Raw genomic sequence first — 22117 nt, 5'->3', positions numbered from 1 at the left:
TGTTGTTATATAGCGTCGGGTAGCGTACCTTTGCTTATCAATTAGGACACATTTATGTTTACTGGAATCATTGAAACACTGGGAACGGTCACGGATTTGCGAAAAGATCGCGGAAACCTACATATACACATTGCGTCGTCCATATCCGACGAACTGAAGATCGACCAAAGTATATCACACAATGGCGCATGCCTGACTGTTGTCAGCCTGTCGCCGGGCGTGCATACCGTTACGGCGATCGAGGAAACCCTGAAGCGGACCAATCTCGCTGACCTCGCTATCGGCGATCGCGTCAACCTCGAACGCTGTACACCCGTAAACGGACGTCTGGACGGGCACATTGTGCAGGGCCATGTGGATCAGGTTGCACAATGTCTTTCCGTTGAACCGCAAAACGGAAGCTGGGTATATACGTTTCGGTATAAACCGGAGACGAATAACCTGACCGTGGAAAAAGGTTCGGTAACCGTTAATGGCATCAGTCTGACCGTGGTTGACTCGCTGGCCGATCGCTTTTCAGTCGCAATCATTCCCTATACCTATGAACATACCAACATGCAGCAAATTAAAACCGGTGATGCCGTAAATATTGAATTCGATATCATCGGCAAATATGTGGCACGTATCCTGGCACTACGGAGCTAAGCTACCCATAGCCAATCATATCGCCATCAGCACATTGACTCACCATGGACTGGGAAACCTCAATACACGCATTTAAGGAATACCTGCAATTGGAGCGTGCCTTATCGCAAAATACGATAGAGGCCTATCTGAGCGATGTGCATAAATTAAGACAATATGCCGAAACCCCTGCGATTTTACCTGCCGATATCACCGCAAAAGACATCCAGGCGTTTCTTGAATGGATTAATGGGTTTGGGATATCGGCCTATACCCAGGCCCGGATCCTTTCCGGCATTAAAACCTTTTACCTTTTTCTCAGTATTGAGCTGGGGCTGATCCAAAATCCCACAGCACTTATCCAGGCACCACGGCTGGGGCGAAAAATACCGGATGTACTGAATATTACGGAGATTGACGCCTTGCTATCCGCCATCGACCGATCCACACCAGCGGGCATGCGTAACCGGGCCATGCTCGAATTATTGTACGGCTGCGGTTTGCGGGTCAGTGAATTAACCGGACTTAAAGTTTCCAATCTATTCCTCGATGTGGAATTCATCAAAGTAATGGGCAAAGGCAGCAAGGAACGCTTGATTCCGATTGGCTCCCAGGCTGTCAAACACCTCCGGATGTACTTGGAAGAAGTGCGGGTACACCAGTCCATTAAACCGGAAAATACGGATTTTGTCTTCCTCAATCGACGCGGAGCTCCCCTGACCCGCGTAATGATTTTTTTAATCATCAAGGAACTGGCAAAAAAAACAGGTCTGACAAAGCAGATCAGTCCGCACACTTTCCGGCACTCGTTTGCCAGTCACCTGGTTGAAGGCGGCGCCGACCTTCGTGCGGTGCAGGACATGCTCGGGCACGAAAGCATCACAACCACCGAGATTTACACACATGTCGACCGAGAGTACCTGCAATCGGTTATCACCCAATACCATCCACGATCATAATGAAATTTTGTTGCATTTAATTTGTTTATTAATGCAACAAAATTGTATTTTTACCACCTGTTAGGGAAAGGCATGTACTTTCCATACCTCATACATAAAAAAATATGCCGCTATACATACGGAAAGGGATTACTGCGCTATTGTTTTCAGCCATTTGCTCCTTGGTTTATGCCCAGCACAAGGGCTGCACGTTAACTGTCAATGGCCGCGTCACCGACAGTGACACGGGATTGCCCCTATCGGAAGTGACCGTACAGGTTGATCCGGGCGAGCTGCAGGCCATTTCCGATGCCCATGGCTATTTTCATTTTTCACACCTGTGCAGCGGCACCAGCTATCAGGTTACCGCGAGCAGTGTCGGATTCGAAAGCGCAGCGATGCAACTGACACCCCAAAGCGATACCCGGTTGAACATTGCGCTCCAGCACGGCACCATTAAACTACATGATGTGGAGGTTGTTGGACATGGAAGAAGTGTCATCACCGCCAATCCGGTAAAGGCCCTTTCACGTGAGTCCATTGCCGAAGCCCGCGGTGGTAACCTCGCGGAATACCTTGGGGTGCTCCCCGGTGTAAGCATGCTGCAAACCGGCAGTACAATTTCAAAACCAGTTATCAATGGCATGCATAGCAACCGGATCCTGGTACTCAATAACGGCATCCGCCAGGAAGGCCAGCAATGGGGTAGCGAGCATGCCCCCGAAATCGACCCATTTATCGCAAAGGATTTTGAGGTGATCAAGGGCGCGGAAGGCGTTCGTTACGGAGCCGATGCCATTGGCGGGGTCATTATTGCCTCACCTCCCCCCCTTCCCGTAGATCCGCACTTATCAGGTGAAATCCACACACTTTATCAGACCAATGGCCGGATGGGCGTTGTATCCGGCATGCTTCAATCGGCAATTAAACAAATAAAGGGATTAAGCTGGCGCCTTCAGGGCACTGTCAAGCGGGGTGGTAACATTCAGACGGCCGACTATTACCTGGGCAATACCGGTGTGGGCGAAGCCAATGTATCGGCGGCATTACAATACTCAAGAGGAAGAACCTCACTGGAGGCTTATTACAGCCGTTTTCAAACCTCATTGGGAATATTGACTAGTGCGCATATCGGAAGCATGGAGGATATTGAAGCGCGGCTGGAAGCCGGACGCCCATTTGAGGATTATCCGTTCAGCTATGCGATCGCTGCACCGCGGCAGGCGGTTGTTCATGATCTCGGAAAGCTCAAATGGCACCGCGATCACGTCAATGGTGGCTCGTTGGACATTCAGTACGGCATCCAGCGGAATCACCGGCAGGAATACGACCTCAGGCGCGGCGACCGCGACGCGCTACCCATGCTGGATATGGTACTGACCACGCAAACCCTGGATGCCAGCTACCGGATGGCACAAAGAAAAGGATGGCAAAGCCAATTTGGCACCAATCTTTCCCTCCAGGTGAATAATAATGTTCCCGGAACATTGAATACACCATTAATCCCGAATTACGACAGTTTTTCTACCGGGCTGTTTGCAATCCAGCGGTTCATCCGCGAACGGTATGAACTGGAGGCCGGAGTGCGGTACGACTTTAAAACATTTGATGCGGCGGGCTACGACAGCGACCTTGAATTCTATGGCGGTTATCGGCAATTTCATAATGTCAGCGGAACATTAGGTGGCGTTTTGAAGATGGGTAACGGCTGGCAATTGCACAGCAATGTCGGATTGGCATGGCGATCACCAAATGCCAATGAATTATACAGCAATGGTTTGCACCATGGTGCGGCACTGTACGAGATCGGCGATCCGAATTTGCTCAGCGAACGTAGCTTCAAATGGATTACCACTCCATCTTATGCCGGGGAACATTTTTCGTTTAGCCTCGATCTATATGCCCAATACATTAACCATTATATCTACGCCCAGCCCTCCGCAGGAGAATATATCCAGAGCATCCGGGGCACGTTTCCGGTGTTCCGGTATGGACAGACGAATGCTACATTTCTCGGAGCCGATCTCTCCGCCCAGTATCGCTTTCCTTTGGGACTTTCTTATCAACTGGATGCCTCCATTATCCGGGCACGGGATGTGGAACAGGACACGTACTTACCTTATATTCCGTCGGACCGGCTCGATCATTATATCCGGTGGGAAATACCGGTCCATGGCCAATTTACCAATAGTTACATCAAGTTGGGACACCGCGTAGTGCGGCGTCAAACCCGTTATGAACCGGGCACAGATTATGCACCTCCCCCTCCCGCTTATCAGTTGCTGTCGGCTTATGGAGGGACCCGCATAAATGTGGGAAAACATGCATTGGACCTTACGCTATCCGTAACCAACTTACTGAACAGTTCCTATAAAGAATACATGAACCGATTCCGGTATTTCAGTCATGACATGGGACGCAATACGAGCCTGAAGCTGGCCTACTTTTTTTAAAGAATAAATCATATTAGCTATACTTTTTAACTGCTTACCTATGAAAAACAACAGAAAAACGATCATTATTGCCCTTTTGGCCCTCGGAACGTTGGGCATTAATGCGTGCAGCAAGGACGACCCGCAACCGGAAATTCCGCAGGAAGAGGTGAACGGAGCTAAACTTACCTTTGTGGAAGTAACGGGTGAAAACGGCGAAGTCGTCACGGGTGTCGAACCCATCGAAATTACTTTTGACGACAAGGGACTGCCACCGGTAGGTGCACATGCGCACGTTGAGGAGGGCAAAACATACCGGCTGACACTGACCGCTTATGATTTTGCGAACCGGGAAATGCAACAGGAGTTTCTAAATGATGCCGACCGGCACCAGGTGTTCATATTGGGAGCCCCTGACGGCGTACTCGATTACGTTTACGCCGATCCGGATAATGCGCGTGTCGGGGTAACTGGATATATCCATGTACTAAAGGCGTCCGATGGATTTACCTTTAATTTCATTGTACGCCACCTTAATGAAGGTGTCAAGGCTGGTATCACCGCGGCAGACTGGAATAACACCGGCTACAACCGGTTCGGTGGCGCGAATGACCTCGACCTGAAGTTTGAACTGCACCCCGTAGTCGCCGGTCATGGCGATGATCACTAAGATCTTCAGCTAATCGCCGGGTATCGCATTTATACATAGCTGACCCCGAACGGATGTTTCATCCGGTCCCGGGGTCAGCTTTTTATTTAAAGTCCGCCAAACTATTATTCCCCGTTCCTTCTCGACTTTTCAAGGCGGATCATTGCACCGAAATCAAGTCCCATAGCCATGGCCTCCACGGTCATTGCCAGGCGTTTTGTCCGTGTCGGCAGCGTCTTGGCCTCATTGATGTAATTGATAAAGTAATTCCGGCGCGATTTGGCCAGCGACATAAAACGGTTCATCAGCGCGTCATCTTCCTGCAGCAGGCAGACTTCCAGGTCCTCCGGCATTTCGATCTTAAAATCGACATCTTCCTCCAGCGACAGCTGCAGTACATCCCCATGCTGTTTCTTCAATTGCCGGCGCATCTTGCCATTGATAGGCAAAATAAAATCGCCTTCTCCCATCGGGACCAGCGCCATACCGGCAAACAGTTGGTCATCTATGGTACCCCGGACACGGAAACTTCGTTTTTCATGGGGTTTTATCCGTTGCACTAATGCAGCCGGCAGCTCAATATATGACCATCCCGATTTTTCGCCCTTCTGTTCAAACCGTAATATTATTGCACTGAAATCAACCATATCCGTTCGATATTATTCAATCAAGCTGAAAAACGTCATATTGTTTAGCTGACGCCGGTATCGATACCTTTTCGGAGAATATCCCGTAAACAGCGGAACCACTTCCGCTCATGGAAGCAAATAGCGCACCGTACCCGTAAAGCATTTCCTTTATGGCAGCGATTTCGGGGTGTTTTGAAAAAATACCCGCTTCAAAATCGTTAAAAATCATATCCTTCCAGGACGCAACAGGATGTGCTATCGCCGACCTTAGCTGCCGGCCGGCCGGATCGGGAGTAACCATGCGATAAGCGGTTTCTGTGGCAATATGAATATGGGGCTTTACCACGACGATATGATACGCGGAAAGATCGACAGCAATGTCATCAAGCACATCACCAATCCCTGTTGCGAAGGAAGGCCTATTACGGATGAAAAAAGGACAGTCGGCTCCGAGCCTTCGTGCATACCCCATCAACCGGGGCTCATCGAGCTGCAATTGGAATTGGTCGTTCAGCAGTTTCAACAAGAAAGCCGCATCGGCCGACCCCCCTCCCAGTCCCGCACCGATCGGAATTACCTTATGCAGGTAGATGTGCACCGGAGGCAATTTAAAATCACTGGCCAACAAGCGGTAAGCCTGTAAACAAAGATTCTCTCCCACGCTCGCCGGAATCGGTATTCCCGAGAGCGAAAACTGTACCTCGGATGCTTCTACCACCTCGACGACATCGTATAAATTCAGGGGATAAAAGATTGTTTCCAGATTATGGTAACCGTCTTCTCTCCGGCTAACCACCTGCAGCCCGATATTTATCTTCGCATTCGCAAACGCAATCATGCTACAGAAATAGGAATAAATCACCTATTTTACAAATGCAACCTGCATATCGTGCCATCACTTTTAGCGCTTTTCGCAAATGGGCCAATATTTCATTTGAATTCCTGAAATAATCGCTTATTTTTGCAGCCCGTCTGGAGAGGTGTCAGAGTGGTCGAATGAGCACGCCTGGAAAGTGTGTATACGTGTTGAGCGTATCGAGGGTTCGAATCCCTCCCTCTCCGCCAACTGCAGTTAAGCCCCGCAATAGCGGGGCTTTGTCGTTTTCAGCGAAGTGGCAACTATAGCCGGTTCAGCATTTTTTCCAACGTACCTGCATAACAAAAAAACAGATGTCCTTCTCGTTATCAGCACCTATGGGTTACATTTACGGATCGAACAGCATTGGAATTATTTCTAATCAAATTTTAGTCAGTGCGGCACCTTTATGTGCAGCGATATGGTCTGTTTTATTGCTTTTTATTTCATATTGCGGGTCGGCTGCTGTGGCGTGGTGTGTATACCCTTTATAATCGAAGTCTTTTGTATGCACTTTAATTATTGTACCCGAGACTTTTCCTGCTTCAGAATTCCAGCTTACTTTGTCACCTATTTTAAATTTCGCTGCCATCATTATTTTATTGGTTAAACAAATCTTCATCCGCATAGGACACCCGGTCGCCAATCACGGTTGCAGGCGACGTATAGGAATGTTCTTCCGCTTTACCCACGTCCATAATATGAAGTACCGTCCACCCTTTTGCTTTCAGGTAATCAGATATCAGCGCACGATGGCAACGCCACCACACCGCCTCGGCACACATGTACGCAGCTGGCCATTCCAATGCGATGGCTGCTAACGCTTCAACACCCTGTACGAATTCCCCGGTTTCCATATAATCTGCATAACCACGAAAAGAAGCATTTCGCCAGCGGGTATTTTTAGAATCTTTGTGTACTTTCCTTCTGCCGCCCAAATTTTTCATGGGCATGTACCTGATGTTGTTTTCCCGCAATGATACTGCTAAATTCTCCTGATCAAACTGCGGAAACTTCAGGGAGCCCGGAAACCTTCTAACATCAGCCAGCGTCTTAATATCGAAAGATTGAAGCATAGCCAAAAAATCACCTAAACTATGTGTGGAATGGCCTATGGTATAGATGGTATTTTTACCGCGCGTATTCAATTTGCTATTTGAACTTTCTCATCCTGCAAACATTTCATTTCTTCACCTTTTTCAATGCGTCAAGGTATTTTTTCTTGACACCGTTGTCTTCTTCCTTTTCACAAAGTGCTTCAACCTTAGGTAGTAAGTTATCGTTATTCACTGTCTTCAATTTCAGTATTTCAGCCAGCGCATAAGCCGTTGCCCAACGGACAACCGTTCCCTTATGCACAGCATTTGATAAGAGGCCGGCGATAGATTCACCCAGTCCGTCCCGGAATAGCCCGGCAATATTGCCGATTACCTTTGCACGTTCCCATTTTACCCTTGGCTCATCATCTTTCAATGCTTCCGTCACATAGGCGAGCAGGTTTTCATCTGCAATAGCCGGCGTCTTTTTGGTGGCATACTCCACGGCTTCTATGCAGGTAGCCTTATCCGTAGCTTTTTGCTGTCCGGCATATGCCAATAACTCGTCTAAAGGCAACTCTCGGTTTAGCAGCCATTCGCCGATAATTGCCACCTTTGCTTTTGCCTTTACTGATTTGTCCTGGAAAATCTGTTCAATGGTCATAATCCGTTTATTATCCCTGTTGATCACTAGTGACGTCATCCCAGGGATTCCTCCTGAAACATCAGCAGCATTCAAATATACATTATTGGCTGGTTCATCAGAAATTGAATCCAATATGCAGACCATCTACAATCCGGTAGTTTACTTTCCATTCCGTGGGCAGCTCATTCAGGTGGGGAAACGCACCGCCGCGGAATTCCCGGTACAGCCCGGCAATATCTTCCGTTGAATCGGCAACGAACGGGCCGTGATGAATGACGGGAACGTTGTGCGGCTGACCGGCATACAACACAAACCGTGTATCGTCTTCCAAAGCGCGGAACAGCATTTCGCCGGTTTCTCCGGATGGGGACAGCCAGCCTGCCTCTTCGGCTTTAATCATTTTGTCGCCTACCACGATACTCCCCTTCAGCACGTATACCAGCCCGTTGTAATGCGCCGGTATTTCCTGGTGTATTTCAGCATTCCTGTTCAGCCTGAAATCCACCAGGGTAAAGGGCGTGTGGTTTTTGAGCGGCGAGGCCAGTCCGTTGCTGGTTCCGCTATAAACCCGGACTTCATAATCAGCTGTCCTGATTTTCGGGACATCCTCAAGCAGTATCCGCTGCAACCGCGGCGGTGCCCACCGTTCTTCCGGTGGCAGCACCAGCCATACCTGCAGGATGCGCAATTGCTGCTTCGATGTGATCTCCTCCGTATGTATGATGCCTTTCCCTGCGGTCATCAGTTCAAAACTGCCGGTTTCCCAGTCTTTTCCATTGCCTTCCAGCACCAGAGTCAGGGTCTCAAATCCTGCATGGGGATGGGGGCCGCCCACGGGTTTACCTCCCGGAAGATTCAGGCTGTCGTCCATGAATAAGATGAAAGGGTCGGATTCCTTAAAGCTGGTTCCGTCCAGTACGGCCATTGCTTTGTGGCCGGCACCCAGGAAGCCGTTGTGCCAATGGTTCCGGGTAATCTTTGCTATGCTTCGTCGTGTCATTGTTTTATTGTCTTACTGTTTACCAATAAAAGTCTTTGTTTCAATTCGGGGAAACGGATCACGGCTGTAATCCACAATACGGCCTGAAAAATGACCGCCATGATGACCGGTTCGTGGTGTTGCAGGTGCGTTACAATGGCCCCGCCCAGGTAAGCAGCCAGTAACAGGGTCCCCAGAACACCCGTCCTCGGGATAAGGAACAAAATCAACGAGGTGATTTCGAGGATCCCAATAAACCGATAAACCGCTGCATCAATTCCAAATGACGAAGCCTGGGCCACAGCGGTGTCGTTCTGCATAATTTTCATTAGGGCGCTCATCGCCAGGAACAGCCCCAATATGATGGTCAGTGCCCATCCGGTGATTTTGATTGCTTTCTGTGACATAATTTAATTTTTATTTACGGAGCAAATTTCCGGATAAATACTATACATTTGTTATCTGTTACATAAAGGATAGTAATAACAAAAAGAATAGTATATGCAAACCCACACGGTAGAAAGCTGCGCCAAAGCCAAACTCGCCATCCGGGATACACTGGATGTTGTAGGCGGAAAATGGAAGCTGGTACTGATCTCCGTTCTGCGAAGCGGAAAAAAAGGATTCAACGAATTATCCAGGGAAGCGGGCATTTCACCCCGTATCCTTTCGAAAGAACTGCAGGAGCTGGAGCTGAACGGCCTGGTCAGCCGCGAAGTATGCAATACCAAACCGGTAACAGTCCAATATGGACTGACCGAATACAGTGACACCCTGGGCGAAGTGCTGTCCGCAATGGAAAAATGGGGTTATGAACACCGGCGACGGATTGTTTCGGGTAGCTGATCCGTTGACAATATTCCGGTTTATCCAAAACAGCAGGTGAAGCATCTGCTTGCCGGTGTTGAAAAGCCGGCAACACCCCCATCGGCAATCCATTGTCTTCCCGATTGTCCTAGGTCCCCCCTCAGGTTGTCATTTTTGCACTACGCACATCCTTCCGCTTATGGCTAATTTTGTGTAGGAACACTTAATAAGTACAACAAGCATACGTTATGAGAAAACTTATTTTACAGGCGTTTATGTCCGTTGACGGATTCTGCGCTGACCGTGATAAGACAACAGGATTCTTTGACGGCACCTATAATATCCTGGAAAAGGATGTGGACGCTAATCAGGGGTCGCTGATCGACAGCATAGACCTGATCCTGATGGGCACTAATACCTATCAGCTATTTGCCGGATTCTGGCCAACGGCCACCGGTGAAGATCCGAAAATAACCACCGCCATGAACAGCATCCCCAAGATCGTATTTTCCAGCTCGCTGAAGGAAGTAGCCTGGGGAAGCCACGGAAATATTTCCCTGGTAGCGGATGATGCCATTACCTATATCCGGTCCCTGAAGAAAGGCAGCGGTAAAAACATGATCATGTGGGGGAGCCTGCATCTCGCTCAGTCATTACTGCAAGCCAACCTGTTTGATGAAATACAACTGGTCGTCGCCCCGGTGGCTATCGGGAAGGGATACCGGCTATTTCCTGAACGTAATAAGCTGTTTCCCTTAAAACTTACCGGGAGCAAAACGTTTTCCGAAGGTACCATGCTGCATACCTATGAGCCCGGCAGCTGAAAGGAGCCGTCCGCCTCGCCTTCCACTGTCCATGTTTGTCATAATCGGCCCGTAAGATTGTCGCATTTACGCCGTAACCGTCCAACCTTTATTGCTGAAATTTGTATTTAAACAGGAGCGGAATGTATTGAAGAAACAACATATGGAAAAACCAATCACCAAAGAAGAAGTCACTGAAGCGGAAAACAAGCTTTTTTCGGCTCAACGAATCAGCAATGTCGACATGCTTGACCAGTTATTGTACGATGATTTAATTGCGGTCGCACCGACAGGACAGATCGTAACCAAGGAAATGGACCTCGACTCACATCGCACAAAAACAATGGTCATTGAAGAAGCTTCAACCGCAATCGACGCTATTAAAATAACAGGCGAAACCGCACTTTCCATTGTCACGATGACGGCGAAGGGAAAAGTGTCGGGAGCACCATTGGAAGGGCAATTCCGTTATTTCAGGGTTTGGAAACGCATTGATGGCACACTGAAAGTAATCGGCGCAAGTTTTATGCAGTTACCATAGCGTCTTGTCGTGAACCAGCGTGATTGATTTTCCATGGAGACCGGATTGGCGGAACGGCGATAAAATTCAATTAAAACAAAGCAAAAATGGCAGCAACAAAAATCCCAACGGTAGAGGCGCAGATGCTGATCAGAAAACCTGTTACAACAGTTTTCCAGGCATTTATTGACCCTGCAATCACGACTAATTTCTGGTTTACAAAATCAAGCGGACAACTGGAGGTAGGCAAAACAATCACCTGGGAATGGGAAATGTACAACGTTTCAACGAACGTATTCGTAAAGGATATCATTCCGAACAGGAAGATATCCATTGAATGGGACAATACGCCGGACGTAACCGTCGATTTTGAGTTTACACCGCTGACGGACGATACGACTTATGTTGTTATCAAAAATTACGGCTTCAAAGAAACAGGTGACGATTTAATACAAGCCATAAAAGACAACACTGGCGGCTTTACAACAGTTTTGGACGGAATGAAAGCCTACCTGGAACATAACCTAAAACTGAATTTAATTGGTGACAAGTTTCCAAAAGAAATAAACAACCACGGACAATAGCTGCTGATCCCGTTTATCAGTCAGGCAATTATTGGCAAGAATTAAAAAACAGAAGGCATGGATAGCAATACCTTATTTGATTTTTCCGTAGACAGGGAAAACAAGATCATTCGCATCGCACGTGAATTTGATGCTGACGCCGAATTGGTATGGCAGGCATGGACAACAGCTGAAATACTCGACCAGTGGTGCGCTCCAAACCCTTTCAGAACAGAAACAAAGGCATTGGATTTCCGCGAAGGCGGTTTCTGGCATTATGCATTGGTAAGTCCCGAAGGGAATAAACACTGGAGCAGGTATGACTACAAAAAAATTGAACTTCAAAAAAGCATTACGGAATTGCGGGCATTCAGTGACGAAAACGGAAGGATAAGTCCAGCTTTCCTACCTACCGAATGCACCATTACGTTCAGCGAAACAAATGGCAAAACACGGGTAACGATGACCGAAAAATACCGGAGTCCCGAAATGTTTGAACGGATGGCAACAGACAGCCACAAAAAAGGATTTTCGTCACACCTTAAAAATCTTGATAGGCTATTATCCACACTAAAAAACAACTAAAATGAGCAGCAAGCTATTAGTTGACTTCATCGTCAACAAAGAAAACAAGACGCTTCACATCGCGCGTGAATTTGATGCCGGCCTTGCATTGGTATGGCGGGCGTGGACGACCCCGGAATTGCTCGACCAATGGTGGGGCCCCAAACCCTGGAAGGCCGAAACGAAGACCATGGATTTCCGTGAAGGCGGCTCCTGGCTCTACGCAATGGTAAGTCCGGAAGGCGAAAAACATTGGAGCAAAACCAATTTCATTTCTATTGCAAAGGAAAAATCCTTCTCCTCAAAAGGAGGTTTCAGTGATGAAAACGGCAAGATCAATCCGGCATTTCCCCAGAATTTATGGGAAAATAGGTTTACCCCGGGAGATCATAACGTCCGCGTGGATATGCTGCTGACATACGATACGCTTACCGACCTTGAAAAGGAGATGGAGATGGGTTTTAAAGAAGGCATGATGATAGACTTCCAGCAGTTGGATGAATTGTTATCGACCCTCAAAAAGTAAAAAAACCGGTCTTACGGCTATCTGAAAGCAAATGGCAAAAACACAGTTAAAATTCCATTCACCCGTAGAACTATTTGAGTTTCTTCCCGAGGATGAAGCCTTGCTGACAGACATTTTACGTCAGATAACCATAGAAACCTTAAACGGATACGGAAAGGAGAAGTTATCCTACAACGTTCCGTTCTTCTACGGCAACAGATCGATCTGCCTGATATTTCCCGCATCCGTTCCCCGGAGCGGCATAAAAAGCGGGGTGTTGTTCGGCTTTTGGTATGGCAACCAGCTGAAGGATAAAAATAACTACCTGACGCACGGCACTAACAAACAGATTTTCTACAAGGTTTTTCAATCGGTCGAAGAAATTGATATTCCCGCCTTAACTGACGTGATAAAAGAGGCAATTGAACTGGATAAAAGTTTCGGAAAAAACGGGGATAGCGCATCAGCCGCGTTGACTCCGTCCGGATTTTAAACCCGTTCCACCGGTTAGTGCCGCAGCGAAAAAGCATTTTGCGCTGTATGTATCTTCCGAAAAGATCGTTATTTTTGAGGATAAACCTTTAAATAAACGATTATGACCAGATTACTTCAGTTGATCACAATTTCCATCCTATGTACCTCATTTGCCTTTGCCCAGCAAAAACTGAAGGTAATGGTCATCTTCGCGCACCCGGACGAAGGGGAAATATATACCGGCGGCATCACCGCGCTTTACACCAAAATGGGACACCAGGTCAAGTTCATGTCTTTAACCAACGGCGATGCGGGACACTATTCTATGGAACCCGCCGCGCTGGCTAAAATGCGTTACGGGGAAGCCATGGAATCCAAGCAAATCCTCTCCCTTGGCGACTATGAAGTGCTCGACTACCACGACCAATACCTGAAAAACACCAGAGAAGTACAGGACAAAGTAATCAAGAGCATCCAGGATTGGAATGCAGATGTGGTGTTCACCTATTTTCCGGCAGCAGGCGGCCACACCGATAACATGACCGCCGGCTACATCGTCCGGGATGCTGCACCCCGCCTCCAAATGGAAAAAACACCTGTTTTTGTTTATATCCGTGATTTCCATACCATCAATTTTTCCTATATACCTGATTTCGCTGTTGGAATTGACTCGGTATGGCCAACCAAGCTGGCAGCCTGTGCTGCCCAGCGGTCACAGGTCAATGATGCCATCCCCCACGGTATGGGGATATTAGACGAGGTAAGGGCAGATCCGGAAAAACAGAAAAAGCTGATTTACGAAAACACCTACCCGTTCAGCAGTGTGACTGCCGTCAATATGCCCGCGCTGACGAAATGGTACGGAGCAGACGTTTCCGGCATCAAATACGCCGAAGCCTTTGAAATAGCCGAATTCGGCCGTCAGCTCACGGAAAGCGAAATGCACATACTGTTTCCCATGCTGCCCCGGAAGTAACCAACGGACGGCATTGGTTAGCTAAGCCCGTCATGGAATAGGATACCAAGGCTGTGCCGGTTGCCGCTGTGGAGTGGACTGACACCATGCTTCATCTGTACACGATAGTGACCGCGACTTCCATTCTCCGGGCGGAAATTAGTGGTAAAAATGACCATATCACCCCGGTCAGGTGTCAATACATTTGCCTTGGACTGTGCCCGGGGTATTTGCTCGGTTATCACAAATTCACCACCGGTATAGTCTTTCCCCACCTGGTTAAGCATAAAGACCGCCTGCAATGGAAAATAAACCTCGCCGTAAAGGTCCCGATGCAATGTATTGAAGTCCCCTTCGCCGTATTTTAGGATAAGAACCGTTGGTTCCCGCTGCCCATATTCCTCGCAGCGTTTTTTCATCTCCTGATGTGTAGCTGGGAACATGTTGTCGATATGCAGCTCCTGCATCCATTGATTGGCAACGGGTGCAATTTCAGCATATACCTTTTCCCGTAATGCCGTAATCAATCCGGGCAATGGATACCGGAAATATTTGTATTCCCCCCGGCCAAACCGGTAGCGTTGCATGCTGATTGTTTTGCGGTAAATGCCGTCAGCGCCGTATGCCGCAATCAGCGCATCGCATTCCTCCCGGTGCAGGACATCCCGAACGATAACAAAACCCTTATCATGCAGTTCCGTTGTGATGGCCTGCCAGTCCCTCGCGGCTAACCGCATTGCTATGTTCTCCATAATTATGTGCTTATCAGGGGTAAAATTAGCGCCCTTACCGGCGGCATAAAATCCGAAATTTGCGGTTTTCTATCACGTGGCCTGGATGCCGCTGATCCAAAATTCAATTGCGTACAATCGGATATTCACGATTTTATTAAAATTATAATATACTGATTTAAAATATATTATATTAATCTTCATAAATTATCAGATAACAAATAATGCTACCGGAAGGAATCCACTTGTATATTGCCATAGAATCCGATATATTTACTACACGTTTATTTTGAAAAAAAGTGTTAATGGGCATAACGTTATGATGTCAAATATTGGATTGATCATTGAGGAAAAAGCGGCGGATATCGGAAACTTTTTAGTCGGCAGGCTGCTTCCCTTTCGTCAGAAAAGAGCTGTCGGACCTTTTGTTTTTATTGATCACATGGGGCCTGCAGCATTGAAAGATTACCAGAACCTGGACGTCCCGCCTCATCCCCATATCGGACTTTCTACATTGACGTACCTGCTTGAAGGTGCTATTTTCCACCGCGACAGTATCGGAAATGCGGTGGAAATCGCCCCGGGAGCTGTCAACTGGATGACCGCCGGAAAAGGCATCGTACACTCGGAAAGAACACCGGAGTATTTAAGGGAAACGGAGAAGAACCTCCATGGTTTCCAGATCTGGGTAGGCCTTCCAAAACAGGTCGAACAACAAGATCCCACTTTCTTTCATATTGAGGCAGATGCCATCCCGGTCTGGCAGGAAGAGGATACACAGTACAAACTAATCGCCGGCGAAGCGTTTGGAAGAAAATCCCCCGTTCCCGTTCACAGCAGGTTGTTTTTTATTGAAATCAAGACCAAAACAGCGCGGAAACTAACGATCGGAAAGGATTTATATGGCGAGGCTGCATTGTATGTATTGGAGGGCACGGTAAACATCGAAGGCAATCCCTATGGCTCAAAACAGCTGTTAATAGCCAAGGAGGCCAACCTTTGCACCTTCGAAATGAATGAGAACACAACGGTCTATCTTTTTGGCGGGGAACCTTTCGACGAGGAACGTTTCATATACTGGAATTTTGTAAACTCGGATAAAGCGTTGATTGAAGAAGCCAAAGTGAACTGGGAAAACCAGCATCACGATGCGTTCCCTTTGGTTCCCGGCGACGAACAGGAGTACGTTCCCCTGCCGGGAACGGTCCGGACGTAAAATAAATCGCCATTTCGTATGTTTGCATACACAGCCATATCCATTGATCATGGGCTTTATTATGGTAAGCTAATCCCCCGACATTAGACAACACGTGAAAAATGACATCATCAACAGAAAAACTGGAACGCGCATTCCAGGTATTTGACCAGTATAATAAACAGGATCCCAATCCCTTTTCATGGGAAGGGAATACCTATCCCCAGGAATATTTTCTTGCCCTTAAACTCCACGGCTGGATATTGAAATTAAACCCCGATGCCAGCGAAGCGTTGCTGCTTGCATCCCGGTGCCAGCACATCGGCCGGTGGGAAATACCCCGGGGTGATTACCCACAGGACCGGGAAGGATACCTGACCTGGCGAAAAGCACTGAGCCTGTACCATGCCGAAAAAGCGGAGGAGCTGCTGGCGCCGATTGGCTATTCCACCGAAACCATTGAGCGGGTAAAGCAAATCGTCCGTAAAATAAAACTGAAAGCAGACCACGAGGTACAGCTCATGGAAAACGCACTGTGTCTGGTCTTCCTGCAGTTCCAATACGAGGATTTCTGGCCCCGGCACACGGACAAAATAGTGGATATCCTCCGCAAATCACTCAAAAAAATGGACGCCGATGGTCATCGCCACGCCCTCGCGCTCGACTATTCAGTCCAAGGAAAACAGCATGTCGAAGCGGCGTTGGCACAACTATAGCATTTCATCACCGAACAAAACGCCGCAACTTCAGCAAAATTCTTAAATTCGCGAGGAGTATAATTACGTTGCATGCAGCTTACCAAACTCGAAATAAAAGGCTTTAAAAGTTTCGGCGATAAAATCACCATCCACTTCAATGCTGGGGTTACCGCCATTGTAGGGCCTAACGGGTGTGGCAAGTCCAATGTGGTGGATGCCATCCGGTGGGTACTGGGTGAGCAAAGCACACGCATGCTGCGCTCCGAAAAGATGGAGAACATTATCTTCAATGGCACCAAGAACCGCAAGGCCGCCAACCTGGCCGAGGTTTCACTGTCGTTCGATAATACCCGCAACGTGCTCCCCACTGAATTCTCCCAGGTGACAATTACCCGCAAGTTATACCGAACCGGGGAAAGCGAGTACCGGCTGAACGATGTCAAATGCCGGTTGAAAGACATCACTGACCTGTTTCTGGATACGGGCATCGGGGCCGACACCTACTCGATCATCGAACTGAAGATGATCGATGAAATCATCAATAACAAGGAAAACTCAAGACGTAACCTTTTTGAGGAAGCTTCGGGCATTTCCAAATACAAGGTCCGGAAAAAGCAGACGCTGAATAAGCTGCGCGATACGGAAAACGATCTCGAACGGGTGGAAGATCTCCTTTTCGAAATTGAGAAAAACCTCAAAACACTCGAAAATCAGGCAAAAAAAACAGAACGGTATTACCGCATCAAGGAGCAGTACAAAGCATTGAGCGTAGCACTGGCCACCCACCGGATTGCCCGGTTCAGCGAATCACTCGCCACGCTCGAGGCACAGGAATTGACGCAGCGGACAGACCAGACGCGGATCACCACGGAAATCGGCCGGCAGGAGGCATTGCTCCAGCAACAGAAGCAGGAAAGCCTGGCAAAGGAAAAGAACCTGGCCATCCAGCAGAAAGTCACGAACGAGTACGTCGCTAAAATACGGGCGTATGAGAGTGATAAAAAGGTAAAAAACGAGCAGCTCCGGAACTTACAGGATAAAGAAGCACGGCTGAGCAATGAACTGGCGCAGGATCGCCAGCAGCTTAACCATGCCCTGTATAACATCAAGCGGCTCAACGAAGAGCATGCCGTAGAGCAGAACAAGCTGGACGGTATTGTGGCTGGACTTGAAAAGCAGCGCGCCGAAGTGGAGGAACTGCGCGGCCAGCAGCAAACGGCCAAAAACAAACTCGATGCACAGAGCCGCAGAAATACCGAAGCGCAGAATGAAATCTACAAACTGGAAAAGGAAATTGCCGTGCTCCATATCCAGCGCGACGCGCTGACCCAGGAGAGCCTGCGCAACGTGGCCGATACCGAATCAAAAGCGACGGAGCTCAACCAGTTCAACACGCTGGTGGCTGATCTTGAGGGACGGATCGAAGGCCAGCAGCAAGCGTATGACCTTGCCATTCGGTTTGAAGAGGAGCTCCAGCAACAACTGGATGGTACAGCGGCACAGATCCAGTCGATTAAAGAAACGCTCAGCAGCAACAATCGCCAGCTGGATGCCAAACAAAACGAATATAACCTGACCAAGTCGCTGGTGGATAATCTCGAGGGATTTCCGGAGTCGATCCGTTTCCTTCGGAAAAACGCGGGCTGGAAAAAGAATTACCCGCTCTTTTCGGATGTACTCTCCTGCAAACCCGAATACCGCATCGCCATTGAAAATTACCTGGAGCCTTTCATGAACCATTACGTGGTACAACGGCAGGACGAGGCTGTACAGGCTATCCGGTTGCTCAGCGACGCCACACGCGGACGCGCCAATTTTTTTGTCCTTGACGCGATCGACCAGCTCGCAGCACCGGCTACTTCCCCGGCTCCGCAGGCCGGACTGGTACCCGCACTCGACATCATCAGTGTAGCACCGCAATACCTGCCGTTATGCCGCTTATTGCTGCATAATGTATTTATGCTCGAGGCCGGCGACGAGCAGGCGCTGGAAACCGCCCTGCCGGATGCCCATTGGGTACTGTTGCACAAAAGCGGCAAATTCAACAAAAACCAGCTGGGGCTGTCCGGCGGCTCCGTAGGCCTCTTTGAGGGAAAACGCATCGGCCGGGCAAAAAATCTCGAAACGCTGGCGAAGGAAATCAAATCCCTGGGCAGTGACATCGACGCGCTCCAGGCAGCCCTTGAAGAAGCGTCGAAAAAAATGGAAGACCTGAAAGGTTCCTCTAAAAAGGCGCTTGCCGAAGAGTTGGGCCAGCAGCTCAACAGGCTCGACCATGAATTGGTTTCGGTAAAAACAAAACAAGAACAGTACCAGGCATTTATTGCCAACAGCCGGAACCGGAAGCAGGACATCGAACAGAAACTGGCAACGATAGCCGAAGAGCTCCACGGGGCCGAACCCCGCCTGGAGACGCAGAAATCCGAGCAGGAAGGCCAACGCACGGAATTGCAGGCCCTGCAGGAGGCATTCCAGGAAGTATCGGAATGGCTAACGGAAAAATCAACTGCCTATAACCAGGAAAATATCCGCTTCCACCAGCAGCAGAATAAGGTGAACAGCACCTTAAAAGACCTCGAATACCGCCAGTCCCTGCACGATACATACGAAGACCGGATTACCAAAAACAGCGCGGAATACGAACAGGTGCAGCTGCAGATCAAAGACACCCTGCAACATGTCGATGATTCAGATGATGACCTGCTGGCCATGTATGCCCAGAAAGATGCTTATGAAAAGGGGCTTCAGCAGCTGGAAGAGGATTATTACGCGTCACGGGGCAGCATCAACGAGCTGGAGGACCTGATCAGCCAGCTGCGGCGGCAGAAAGACAATACTGATCTTTTGTTCAATGAACTGAGGGACCAGAAAACGAACCTGAAACTCGAACTGAATGCCTTGAAAGAACGGCTGTCCATCGAGTTTTCCATTGATATTGCGGATCTGCTGGAGGCACCGCCCGCCGATATGGAGGAGGGTGAAGAGACACTGAAACAAAAAACCGAGAAGCTCCGCAAGCAACTGGATGAGTTTGGCAGCATCAACCCCATGGCGATGGAAGCCTACCAGGAGATGAATGAGCGACATACATTTATTATCAAGGAAAAGCAGGATCTGCTGGATGCGAAGAATTCACTGCTGGAAACCATCCGGGAAATAGACGACATTGCCCGGGAGAAATTTATGGATGCCTTTACCCGGGTCCGTGAAAATTTCATTACTGTATTCCGCTCATTATTCAATGAGGAAGACAGCTGCGATCTGGTCCTCAGTGAACCGGATAATCCCCTGGAATCGGATATTGAGATCATGGCACGCCCAAAAGGCAAACGCCCGCTATCCATTAACCAGCTTTCGGGCGGCGAAAAGACCTTGACATCCACTGCCCTGCTGTTTTCCCTGTACTTACTTAAACCGGCGCCGTTCTGTATCTTTGACGAGGTGGATGCACCGCTGGATGATACGAACATCGATAAATTCAACAACATCATCCGCGAATTTTCGGGACAGTCGCAGTTTATCATTGTATCACACAACAAACGGACGATTGCCAGTACCGATATCATCTATGGGGTTACCATGGTAGAACAGGGCATTTCACGGGTTGTTGCCGTCGATATGCGCGAGGTTGCCTAAACAGTGGCCGGATTGCCGGCCAAAAAATACATTAACAAATTGTTGATCTGATCTTTGAAACACATTTGCTATATTAGCCCTATGCGTTATCCGGCTGTCACGGCATTGCACGGCCGTCAGACTGTACCGGATTCGGAACTGATATTCACCCTTAAAACAAATAACGATGAAAAAGTATGAACAATTAATCAAGCGGGCATTCGCAATGGTTCTGCTCGTTTGCCTTGCCAGCACGGTCGCTACCGCGCAACAAACGTGGAAGGCAGACCCTAACCACTCGAAAATCACGTTTATGATTACGCATTCGGGCATCTCCGACATTCTGGGACTCTTCCAGCAGTTTGATGCCACCATCAGCGCAGCACAGCCCAATTTCAGCGATGCTGCTTTTACACTTACGATAAACGCGGCTTCCATCAATACGGAAGTAAAAAAACGGGACGACCACCTGCGGAGCGCCGACTTTTTTGATGTGGAGAAATTCCCGGAACTCACTTTCAGCAGCACGGGCATTGAAGCCGCTGGTGAAAACCGCTATAAACTCAGTGGAAACCTGACCATCCATGGCGTTACCAAACCCGTAACGATGGACCTCTGGTACCGGGGTACAAATGAAAATCCAAACAATAACAGCCAGACGGCCGGCTTTCAACTTACCGGTGTCATCAAACGTTCCGATTTCGGTATCGGTCCGAAGTTCCCTGCGCCCATGCTGAGTGATGAGGTGCGCATCCAGGCCGATGGCGAGTTCATCAGGCAATAACTGCCCCGGAAAAACACATACCGTTACTTATGCCACCGTGCCCTTTGCCGGTGGCATTTTTCATTGGCATCCGGCCGGACCGCTGCCGGATGTATCCGGTAATACCTCCCGAAATGATTTTTTATAAAACAATTTCGTTTAATCAGCCTTATACCTGTTGAACATTTATTTTAACCCCTATACATGCGCAACTCATGGGAAAAGGAGATAAAAAAACAAAACGCGGAAAAATTGTAGCTGGGTCCTACGGCAAGAAAAGGCCGCGTAAAAAGCAGAAGAAGCAGCAACGGGTACCGTCGGGTACCGCAGCAAAAGCGTAACGTTTTAGGTTGCCATCCGTTGCCGAAGGGCCTCGTACAGTGCCACGCCGGCCGATACCGAAACGTTGAGTGACGCGATTGATCCGGCCATGGGTATCTTCGCCAGGTGATCCGCTATGCGGATGAGTTCGTCTGAAATGCCGTGCTCTTCCGACCCCAGCACGAGCGCCGTTGGCGTGGTATAATCCAGCTGATACAGGTTGTCGGTTGTCTTCTCCGTACAGGCCACCAATTGAATACCGGAATCCTGCAGGAATCGCGCGGTTTTGGCCAGACTATCTTCCCGGCATACGTTTATCTTAAACAGTGCGCCCGCCGACGTCTTGATCGCGTCAGGATTAATTTCGGCAGAACCTCTTTTCGGTACGATGAGCGCATGCACACCCGCACATTCGGCAGTACGGGCGATAGCACCCAGGTTGCGTACATCGGTAACACCGTCCAGTATAAGCAACAGGGGCACTTCTCCCCTTTCGTATATGGCCGGCACCAGGTCTTCCGTACGCTGGTAGGTGATCGGTGAGATAACCGCGATAACCCCCTGGTGGTTTTTGCGTGTCATGCGGTTCAGTTTTTCAACAGGCACCTGCTGATACGTGATGCCGTATTGCTTAAGCACCTGCTTCAGCTCCGCAAGCAGCTGGCCGCTAAGCCCTCGCTGAACGAAAATAGACTCGATTTCCTTCCCGCTGTCAATGGCTTCAATGACTGCACGAATGCCATAAACCTGTTGGTTTGTTTCCCGCTTTTCCTGACCACCCCGCCAATGCTGTTGTTGCATATATTCGTATTT

General features: G+C 48.7%; 26 protein-coding genes and 1 tRNA gene. 18 read left to right on the top strand and 9 right to left on the bottom strand.

Annotation, left to right across the window (positions count from 1 at the left end):
* Positions 1–54: 54 nt before the first annotated feature.
* The 4 genes from NEV57_RS01380 to NEV57_RS01365 all read left to right on the top strand — a co-directional run bounded on the left by NEV57_RS01380 (position 55) and on the right by NEV57_RS01365 (position 4664).
* The gene (locus NEV57_RS01380) at positions 55–645 is read left to right on the top strand and encodes a riboflavin synthase (RefSeq protein WP_257656492.1); all 591 of its coding nucleotides are present in this window, start codon (positions 55–57) and stop codon (positions 643–645) included.
* A gap of 44 nt (positions 646–689) precedes the next feature.
* Positions 690–1583 carry a site-specific tyrosine recombinase XerD gene (xerD, locus tag NEV57_RS01375; protein WP_257656491.1) on the top strand — a complete coding sequence of 298 codons (894 nt, stop codon included), beginning with the start codon at positions 690–692 and terminating at the stop codon, positions 1581–1583.
* A gap of 104 nt (positions 1584–1687) precedes the next feature.
* On the top strand, positions 1688–4015 hold the full coding sequence (locus NEV57_RS01370; protein ID WP_257656490.1) for a TonB-dependent receptor: 2328 nt from the start codon (positions 1688–1690) through the stop codon (positions 4013–4015).
* A 40-nt stretch (positions 4016–4055) separates the two neighbouring features.
* Complete coding sequence (locus tag NEV57_RS01365) at positions 4056–4664, top strand: hypothetical protein (RefSeq protein WP_257656489.1); 609 nt, start codon at positions 4056–4058, stop codon at positions 4662–4664.
* 104 nt (positions 4665–4768) lie between these two features.
* Here NEV57_RS01365 and NEV57_RS01360 read toward each other — a convergent pair whose 3' ends face one another.
* Both NEV57_RS01360 and ispE read right to left on the bottom strand, forming a co-directional pair.
* Positions 4769–5290: a YdeI/OmpD-associated family protein gene (locus NEV57_RS01360; protein ID WP_257656488.1), complete on the bottom strand. Its 522-nt coding sequence runs from the start codon at positions 5288–5290 to the stop codon at positions 4769–4771.
* A 16-nt stretch (positions 5291–5306) separates the two neighbouring features.
* Positions 5307–6110, bottom strand: coding sequence for a 4-(cytidine 5'-diphospho)-2-C-methyl-D-erythritol kinase (gene ispE / locus NEV57_RS01355; protein WP_257656487.1), 804 nt, complete (start codon positions 6108–6110; stop codon positions 5307–5309).
* 136 nt (positions 6111–6246) lie between these two features.
* Here ispE and NEV57_RS01350 point away from each other — a divergent pair.
* Positions 6247–6337 (top strand) — tRNA-Ser (locus NEV57_RS01350).
* Positions 6338–6510: 173 nt separating this feature from the next.
* Here the strand turns inward: NEV57_RS01350 and NEV57_RS01345 are convergent.
* The 5 genes from NEV57_RS01345 to NEV57_RS01325 form a co-directional block, all read right to left on the bottom strand.
* Entirely contained in the window at positions 6511–6723 is a 213-nt protein-coding gene (locus NEV57_RS01345) for a hypervirulence associated TUDOR domain-containing protein (RefSeq protein WP_257656486.1), read from the bottom strand.
* A gap of 4 nt (positions 6724–6727) precedes the next feature.
* A complete protein-coding gene (locus tag NEV57_RS01340; protein WP_257657023.1) occupies positions 6728–7210 on the bottom strand; it encodes a DUF488 domain-containing protein in 483 nt (160 codons plus the stop codon).
* 100 nt (positions 7211–7310) lie between these two features.
* The gene (locus NEV57_RS01335; RefSeq protein WP_257656485.1) at positions 7311–7829 is read right to left on the bottom strand and encodes a hypothetical protein; all 519 of its coding nucleotides are present in this window, start codon (positions 7827–7829) and stop codon (positions 7311–7313) included.
* Between the two features lie 97 nt (positions 7830–7926).
* Positions 7927–8811 (bottom strand): pirin family protein, encoded by an 885-nt coding sequence (locus NEV57_RS01330; protein ID WP_257656484.1) that lies wholly within the window; start codon positions 8809–8811, stop codon positions 7927–7929.
* A complete protein-coding gene (locus NEV57_RS01325; RefSeq protein WP_257656483.1) occupies positions 8808–9197 on the bottom strand; it encodes a DoxX family protein in 390 nt (129 codons plus the stop codon). The genes NEV57_RS01330 and NEV57_RS01325 overlap by 4 nt, the downstream gene beginning before the upstream one ends.
* 94 nt (positions 9198–9291) lie before the next feature.
* Between NEV57_RS01325 and NEV57_RS01320 the strand changes: the two genes are divergently transcribed.
* The 8 genes from NEV57_RS01320 (at position 9292) to NEV57_RS01285 (ending at position 14002) form a co-directional block, all read left to right on the top strand.
* Complete coding sequence (locus tag NEV57_RS01320; protein WP_257656482.1) at positions 9292–9636, top strand: winged helix-turn-helix transcriptional regulator; 345 nt, start codon at positions 9292–9294, stop codon at positions 9634–9636.
* Between the two features lie 209 nt (positions 9637–9845).
* Positions 9846–10421 (top strand): dihydrofolate reductase family protein, encoded by a 576-nt coding sequence (locus NEV57_RS01315; RefSeq protein ID WP_257656481.1) that lies wholly within the window; start codon positions 9846–9848, stop codon positions 10419–10421.
* Positions 10422–10563: 142 nt separating this feature from the next.
* On the top strand, positions 10564–10941 hold the full coding sequence (locus NEV57_RS01310; RefSeq protein ID WP_257656480.1) for a nuclear transport factor 2 family protein: 378 nt from the start codon (positions 10564–10566) through the stop codon (positions 10939–10941).
* A gap of 86 nt (positions 10942–11027) precedes the next feature.
* The gene (locus NEV57_RS01305; RefSeq protein ID WP_257656479.1) at positions 11028–11504 is read left to right on the top strand and encodes an SRPBCC family protein; all 477 of its coding nucleotides are present in this window, start codon (positions 11028–11030) and stop codon (positions 11502–11504) included.
* A 57-nt stretch (positions 11505–11561) separates the two neighbouring features.
* Positions 11562–12068, top strand: coding sequence for an SRPBCC family protein (locus NEV57_RS01300; protein ID WP_257656478.1), 507 nt, complete (start codon positions 11562–11564; stop codon positions 12066–12068).
* A gap of 1 nt (position 12069) precedes the next feature.
* Entirely contained in the window at positions 12070–12573 is a 504-nt protein-coding gene (locus tag NEV57_RS01295) for an SRPBCC family protein (RefSeq protein WP_257656477.1), read from the top strand.
* A 31-nt stretch (positions 12574–12604) separates the two neighbouring features.
* Positions 12605–13045: a DUF1801 domain-containing protein gene (locus NEV57_RS01290; RefSeq protein WP_257656476.1), complete on the top strand. Its 441-nt coding sequence runs from the start codon at positions 12605–12607 to the stop codon at positions 13043–13045.
* 102 nt (positions 13046–13147) lie between these two features.
* Positions 13148–14002, top strand: a complete 855-nt coding sequence (locus NEV57_RS01285; protein WP_257656475.1) for a PIG-L deacetylase family protein — start codon at positions 13148–13150, stop codon at positions 14000–14002.
* 17 nt (positions 14003–14019) lie between these two features.
* Here the strand turns inward: NEV57_RS01285 and NEV57_RS01280 are convergent, their stop codons facing one another.
* Entirely contained in the window at positions 14020–14733 is a 714-nt protein-coding gene (locus NEV57_RS01280) for a 2OG-Fe(II) oxygenase (protein WP_257656474.1), read from the bottom strand.
* Between the two features lie 301 nt (positions 14734–15034).
* On the opposite strand from NEV57_RS01280, the gene NEV57_RS01275 reads away from it, so the two are divergent.
* From NEV57_RS01275 to NEV57_RS01255, 5 genes are all read left to right on the top strand, one after another.
* On the top strand, positions 15035–15928 hold the full coding sequence (locus tag NEV57_RS01275) for a pirin family protein (RefSeq protein ID WP_257657022.1): 894 nt from the start codon (positions 15035–15037) through the stop codon (positions 15926–15928).
* A 101-nt stretch (positions 15929–16029) separates the two neighbouring features.
* Positions 16030–16623, top strand: a complete 594-nt coding sequence (locus tag NEV57_RS01270) for a DUF4202 domain-containing protein (protein WP_257656473.1) — start codon at positions 16030–16032, stop codon at positions 16621–16623.
* 72 nt (positions 16624–16695) lie between these two features.
* Positions 16696–20241 (top strand): chromosome segregation protein SMC, encoded by a 3546-nt coding sequence (gene smc / locus NEV57_RS01265; protein ID WP_257656472.1) that lies wholly within the window; start codon positions 16696–16698, stop codon positions 20239–20241.
* A 166-nt stretch (positions 20242–20407) separates the two neighbouring features.
* Complete coding sequence (locus NEV57_RS01260) at positions 20408–21004, top strand: YceI family protein (RefSeq protein WP_257656471.1); 597 nt, start codon at positions 20408–20410, stop codon at positions 21002–21004.
* Positions 21005–21198: 194 nt separating this feature from the next.
* Entirely contained in the window at positions 21199–21324 is a 126-nt protein-coding gene (locus NEV57_RS01255; protein WP_257656470.1) for a 30S ribosomal protein THX, read from the top strand.
* A gap of 4 nt (positions 21325–21328) precedes the next feature.
* Here NEV57_RS01255 and rlmB read toward each other — a convergent pair whose 3' ends face one another.
* Positions 21329–22105: a 23S rRNA (guanosine(2251)-2'-O)-methyltransferase RlmB gene (gene rlmB, locus NEV57_RS01250; protein WP_257656469.1), complete on the bottom strand. Its 777-nt coding sequence runs from the start codon at positions 22103–22105 to the stop codon at positions 21329–21331.
* Positions 22106–22117: the final 12 nt, after the last annotated feature.

This window comes from Parapedobacter lycopersici (genome assembly GCF_024643285.1).
Lineage (GTDB): Bacteria > Bacteroidota > Bacteroidia > Sphingobacteriales > Sphingobacteriaceae > Parapedobacter > Parapedobacter lycopersici.
Note: the sequence above shows the minus strand (reverse complement) of the source record. Positions and strands in the feature narration are given on the sequence as shown.

Coding starts and splice junctions, on each gene's coding strand:
- NEV57_RS01290 (WP_257656476.1), top strand. CDS start 12,605: ATGGCAAAAACACAGTTAAAATTCCATTCACCCGTAGAACTATTTGAG.
- NEV57_RS01320 (WP_257656482.1), top strand. CDS start 9,292: ATGCAAACCCACACGGTAGAAAGCTGCGCCAAAGCCAAACTCGCCATC.
- NEV57_RS01315 (WP_257656481.1), top strand. CDS start 9,846: ATGAGAAAACTTATTTTACAGGCGTTTATGTCCGTTGACGGATTCTGC.
- NEV57_RS01285 (WP_257656475.1), top strand. CDS start 13,148: ATGACCAGATTACTTCAGTTGATCACAATTTCCATCCTATGTACCTCA.
- smc (WP_257656472.1), top strand. CDS start 16,696: ATGCAGCTTACCAAACTCGAAATAAAAGGCTTTAAAAGTTTCGGCGAT.
- NEV57_RS01295 (WP_257656477.1), top strand. CDS start 12,070: ATGAGCAGCAAGCTATTAGTTGACTTCATCGTCAACAAAGAAAACAAG.
- rlmB (WP_257656469.1), bottom strand. CDS start 22,105: ATGCAACAACAGCATTGGCGGGGTGGTCAGGAAAAGCGGGAAACAAAC.
- NEV57_RS01300 (WP_257656478.1), top strand. CDS start 11,562: ATGGATAGCAATACCTTATTTGATTTTTCCGTAGACAGGGAAAACAAG.
- NEV57_RS01330 (WP_257656484.1), bottom strand. CDS start 8,811: ATGACACGACGAAGCATAGCAAAGATTACCCGGAACCATTGGCACAAC.
- NEV57_RS01380 (WP_257656492.1), top strand. CDS start 55: ATGTTTACTGGAATCATTGAAACACTGGGAACGGTCACGGATTTGCGA.
- NEV57_RS01260 (WP_257656471.1), top strand. CDS start 20,408: ATGAAAAAGTATGAACAATTAATCAAGCGGGCATTCGCAATGGTTCTG.
- NEV57_RS01275 (WP_257657022.1), top strand. CDS start 15,035: ATGTCAAATATTGGATTGATCATTGAGGAAAAAGCGGCGGATATCGGA.
- NEV57_RS01365 (WP_257656489.1), top strand. CDS start 4,056: ATGAAAAACAACAGAAAAACGATCATTATTGCCCTTTTGGCCCTCGGA.
- NEV57_RS01370 (WP_257656490.1), top strand. CDS start 1,688: ATGCCGCTATACATACGGAAAGGGATTACTGCGCTATTGTTTTCAGCC.
- NEV57_RS01310 (WP_257656480.1), top strand. CDS start 10,564: ATGGAAAAACCAATCACCAAAGAAGAAGTCACTGAAGCGGAAAACAAG.
- NEV57_RS01345 (WP_257656486.1), bottom strand. CDS start 6,723: ATGATGGCAGCGAAATTTAAAATAGGTGACAAAGTAAGCTGGAATTCT.
- ispE (WP_257656487.1), bottom strand. CDS start 6,110: ATGATTGCGTTTGCGAATGCGAAGATAAATATCGGGCTGCAGGTGGTT.
- NEV57_RS01335 (WP_257656485.1), bottom strand. CDS start 7,829: ATGACCATTGAACAGATTTTCCAGGACAAATCAGTAAAGGCAAAAGCA.
- NEV57_RS01280 (WP_257656474.1), bottom strand. CDS start 14,733: ATGGAGAACATAGCAATGCGGTTAGCCGCGAGGGACTGGCAGGCCATC.
- NEV57_RS01325 (WP_257656483.1), bottom strand. CDS start 9,197: ATGTCACAGAAAGCAATCAAAATCACCGGATGGGCACTGACCATCATA.
- NEV57_RS01255 (WP_257656470.1), top strand. CDS start 21,199: ATGGGAAAAGGAGATAAAAAAACAAAACGCGGAAAAATTGTAGCTGGG.
- NEV57_RS01270 (WP_257656473.1), top strand. CDS start 16,030: ATGACATCATCAACAGAAAAACTGGAACGCGCATTCCAGGTATTTGAC.
- NEV57_RS01305 (WP_257656479.1), top strand. CDS start 11,028: ATGGCAGCAACAAAAATCCCAACGGTAGAGGCGCAGATGCTGATCAGA.
- xerD (WP_257656491.1), top strand. CDS start 690: ATGGACTGGGAAACCTCAATACACGCATTTAAGGAATACCTGCAATTG.
- NEV57_RS01360 (WP_257656488.1), bottom strand. CDS start 5,290: ATGGTTGATTTCAGTGCAATAATATTACGGTTTGAACAGAAGGGCGAA.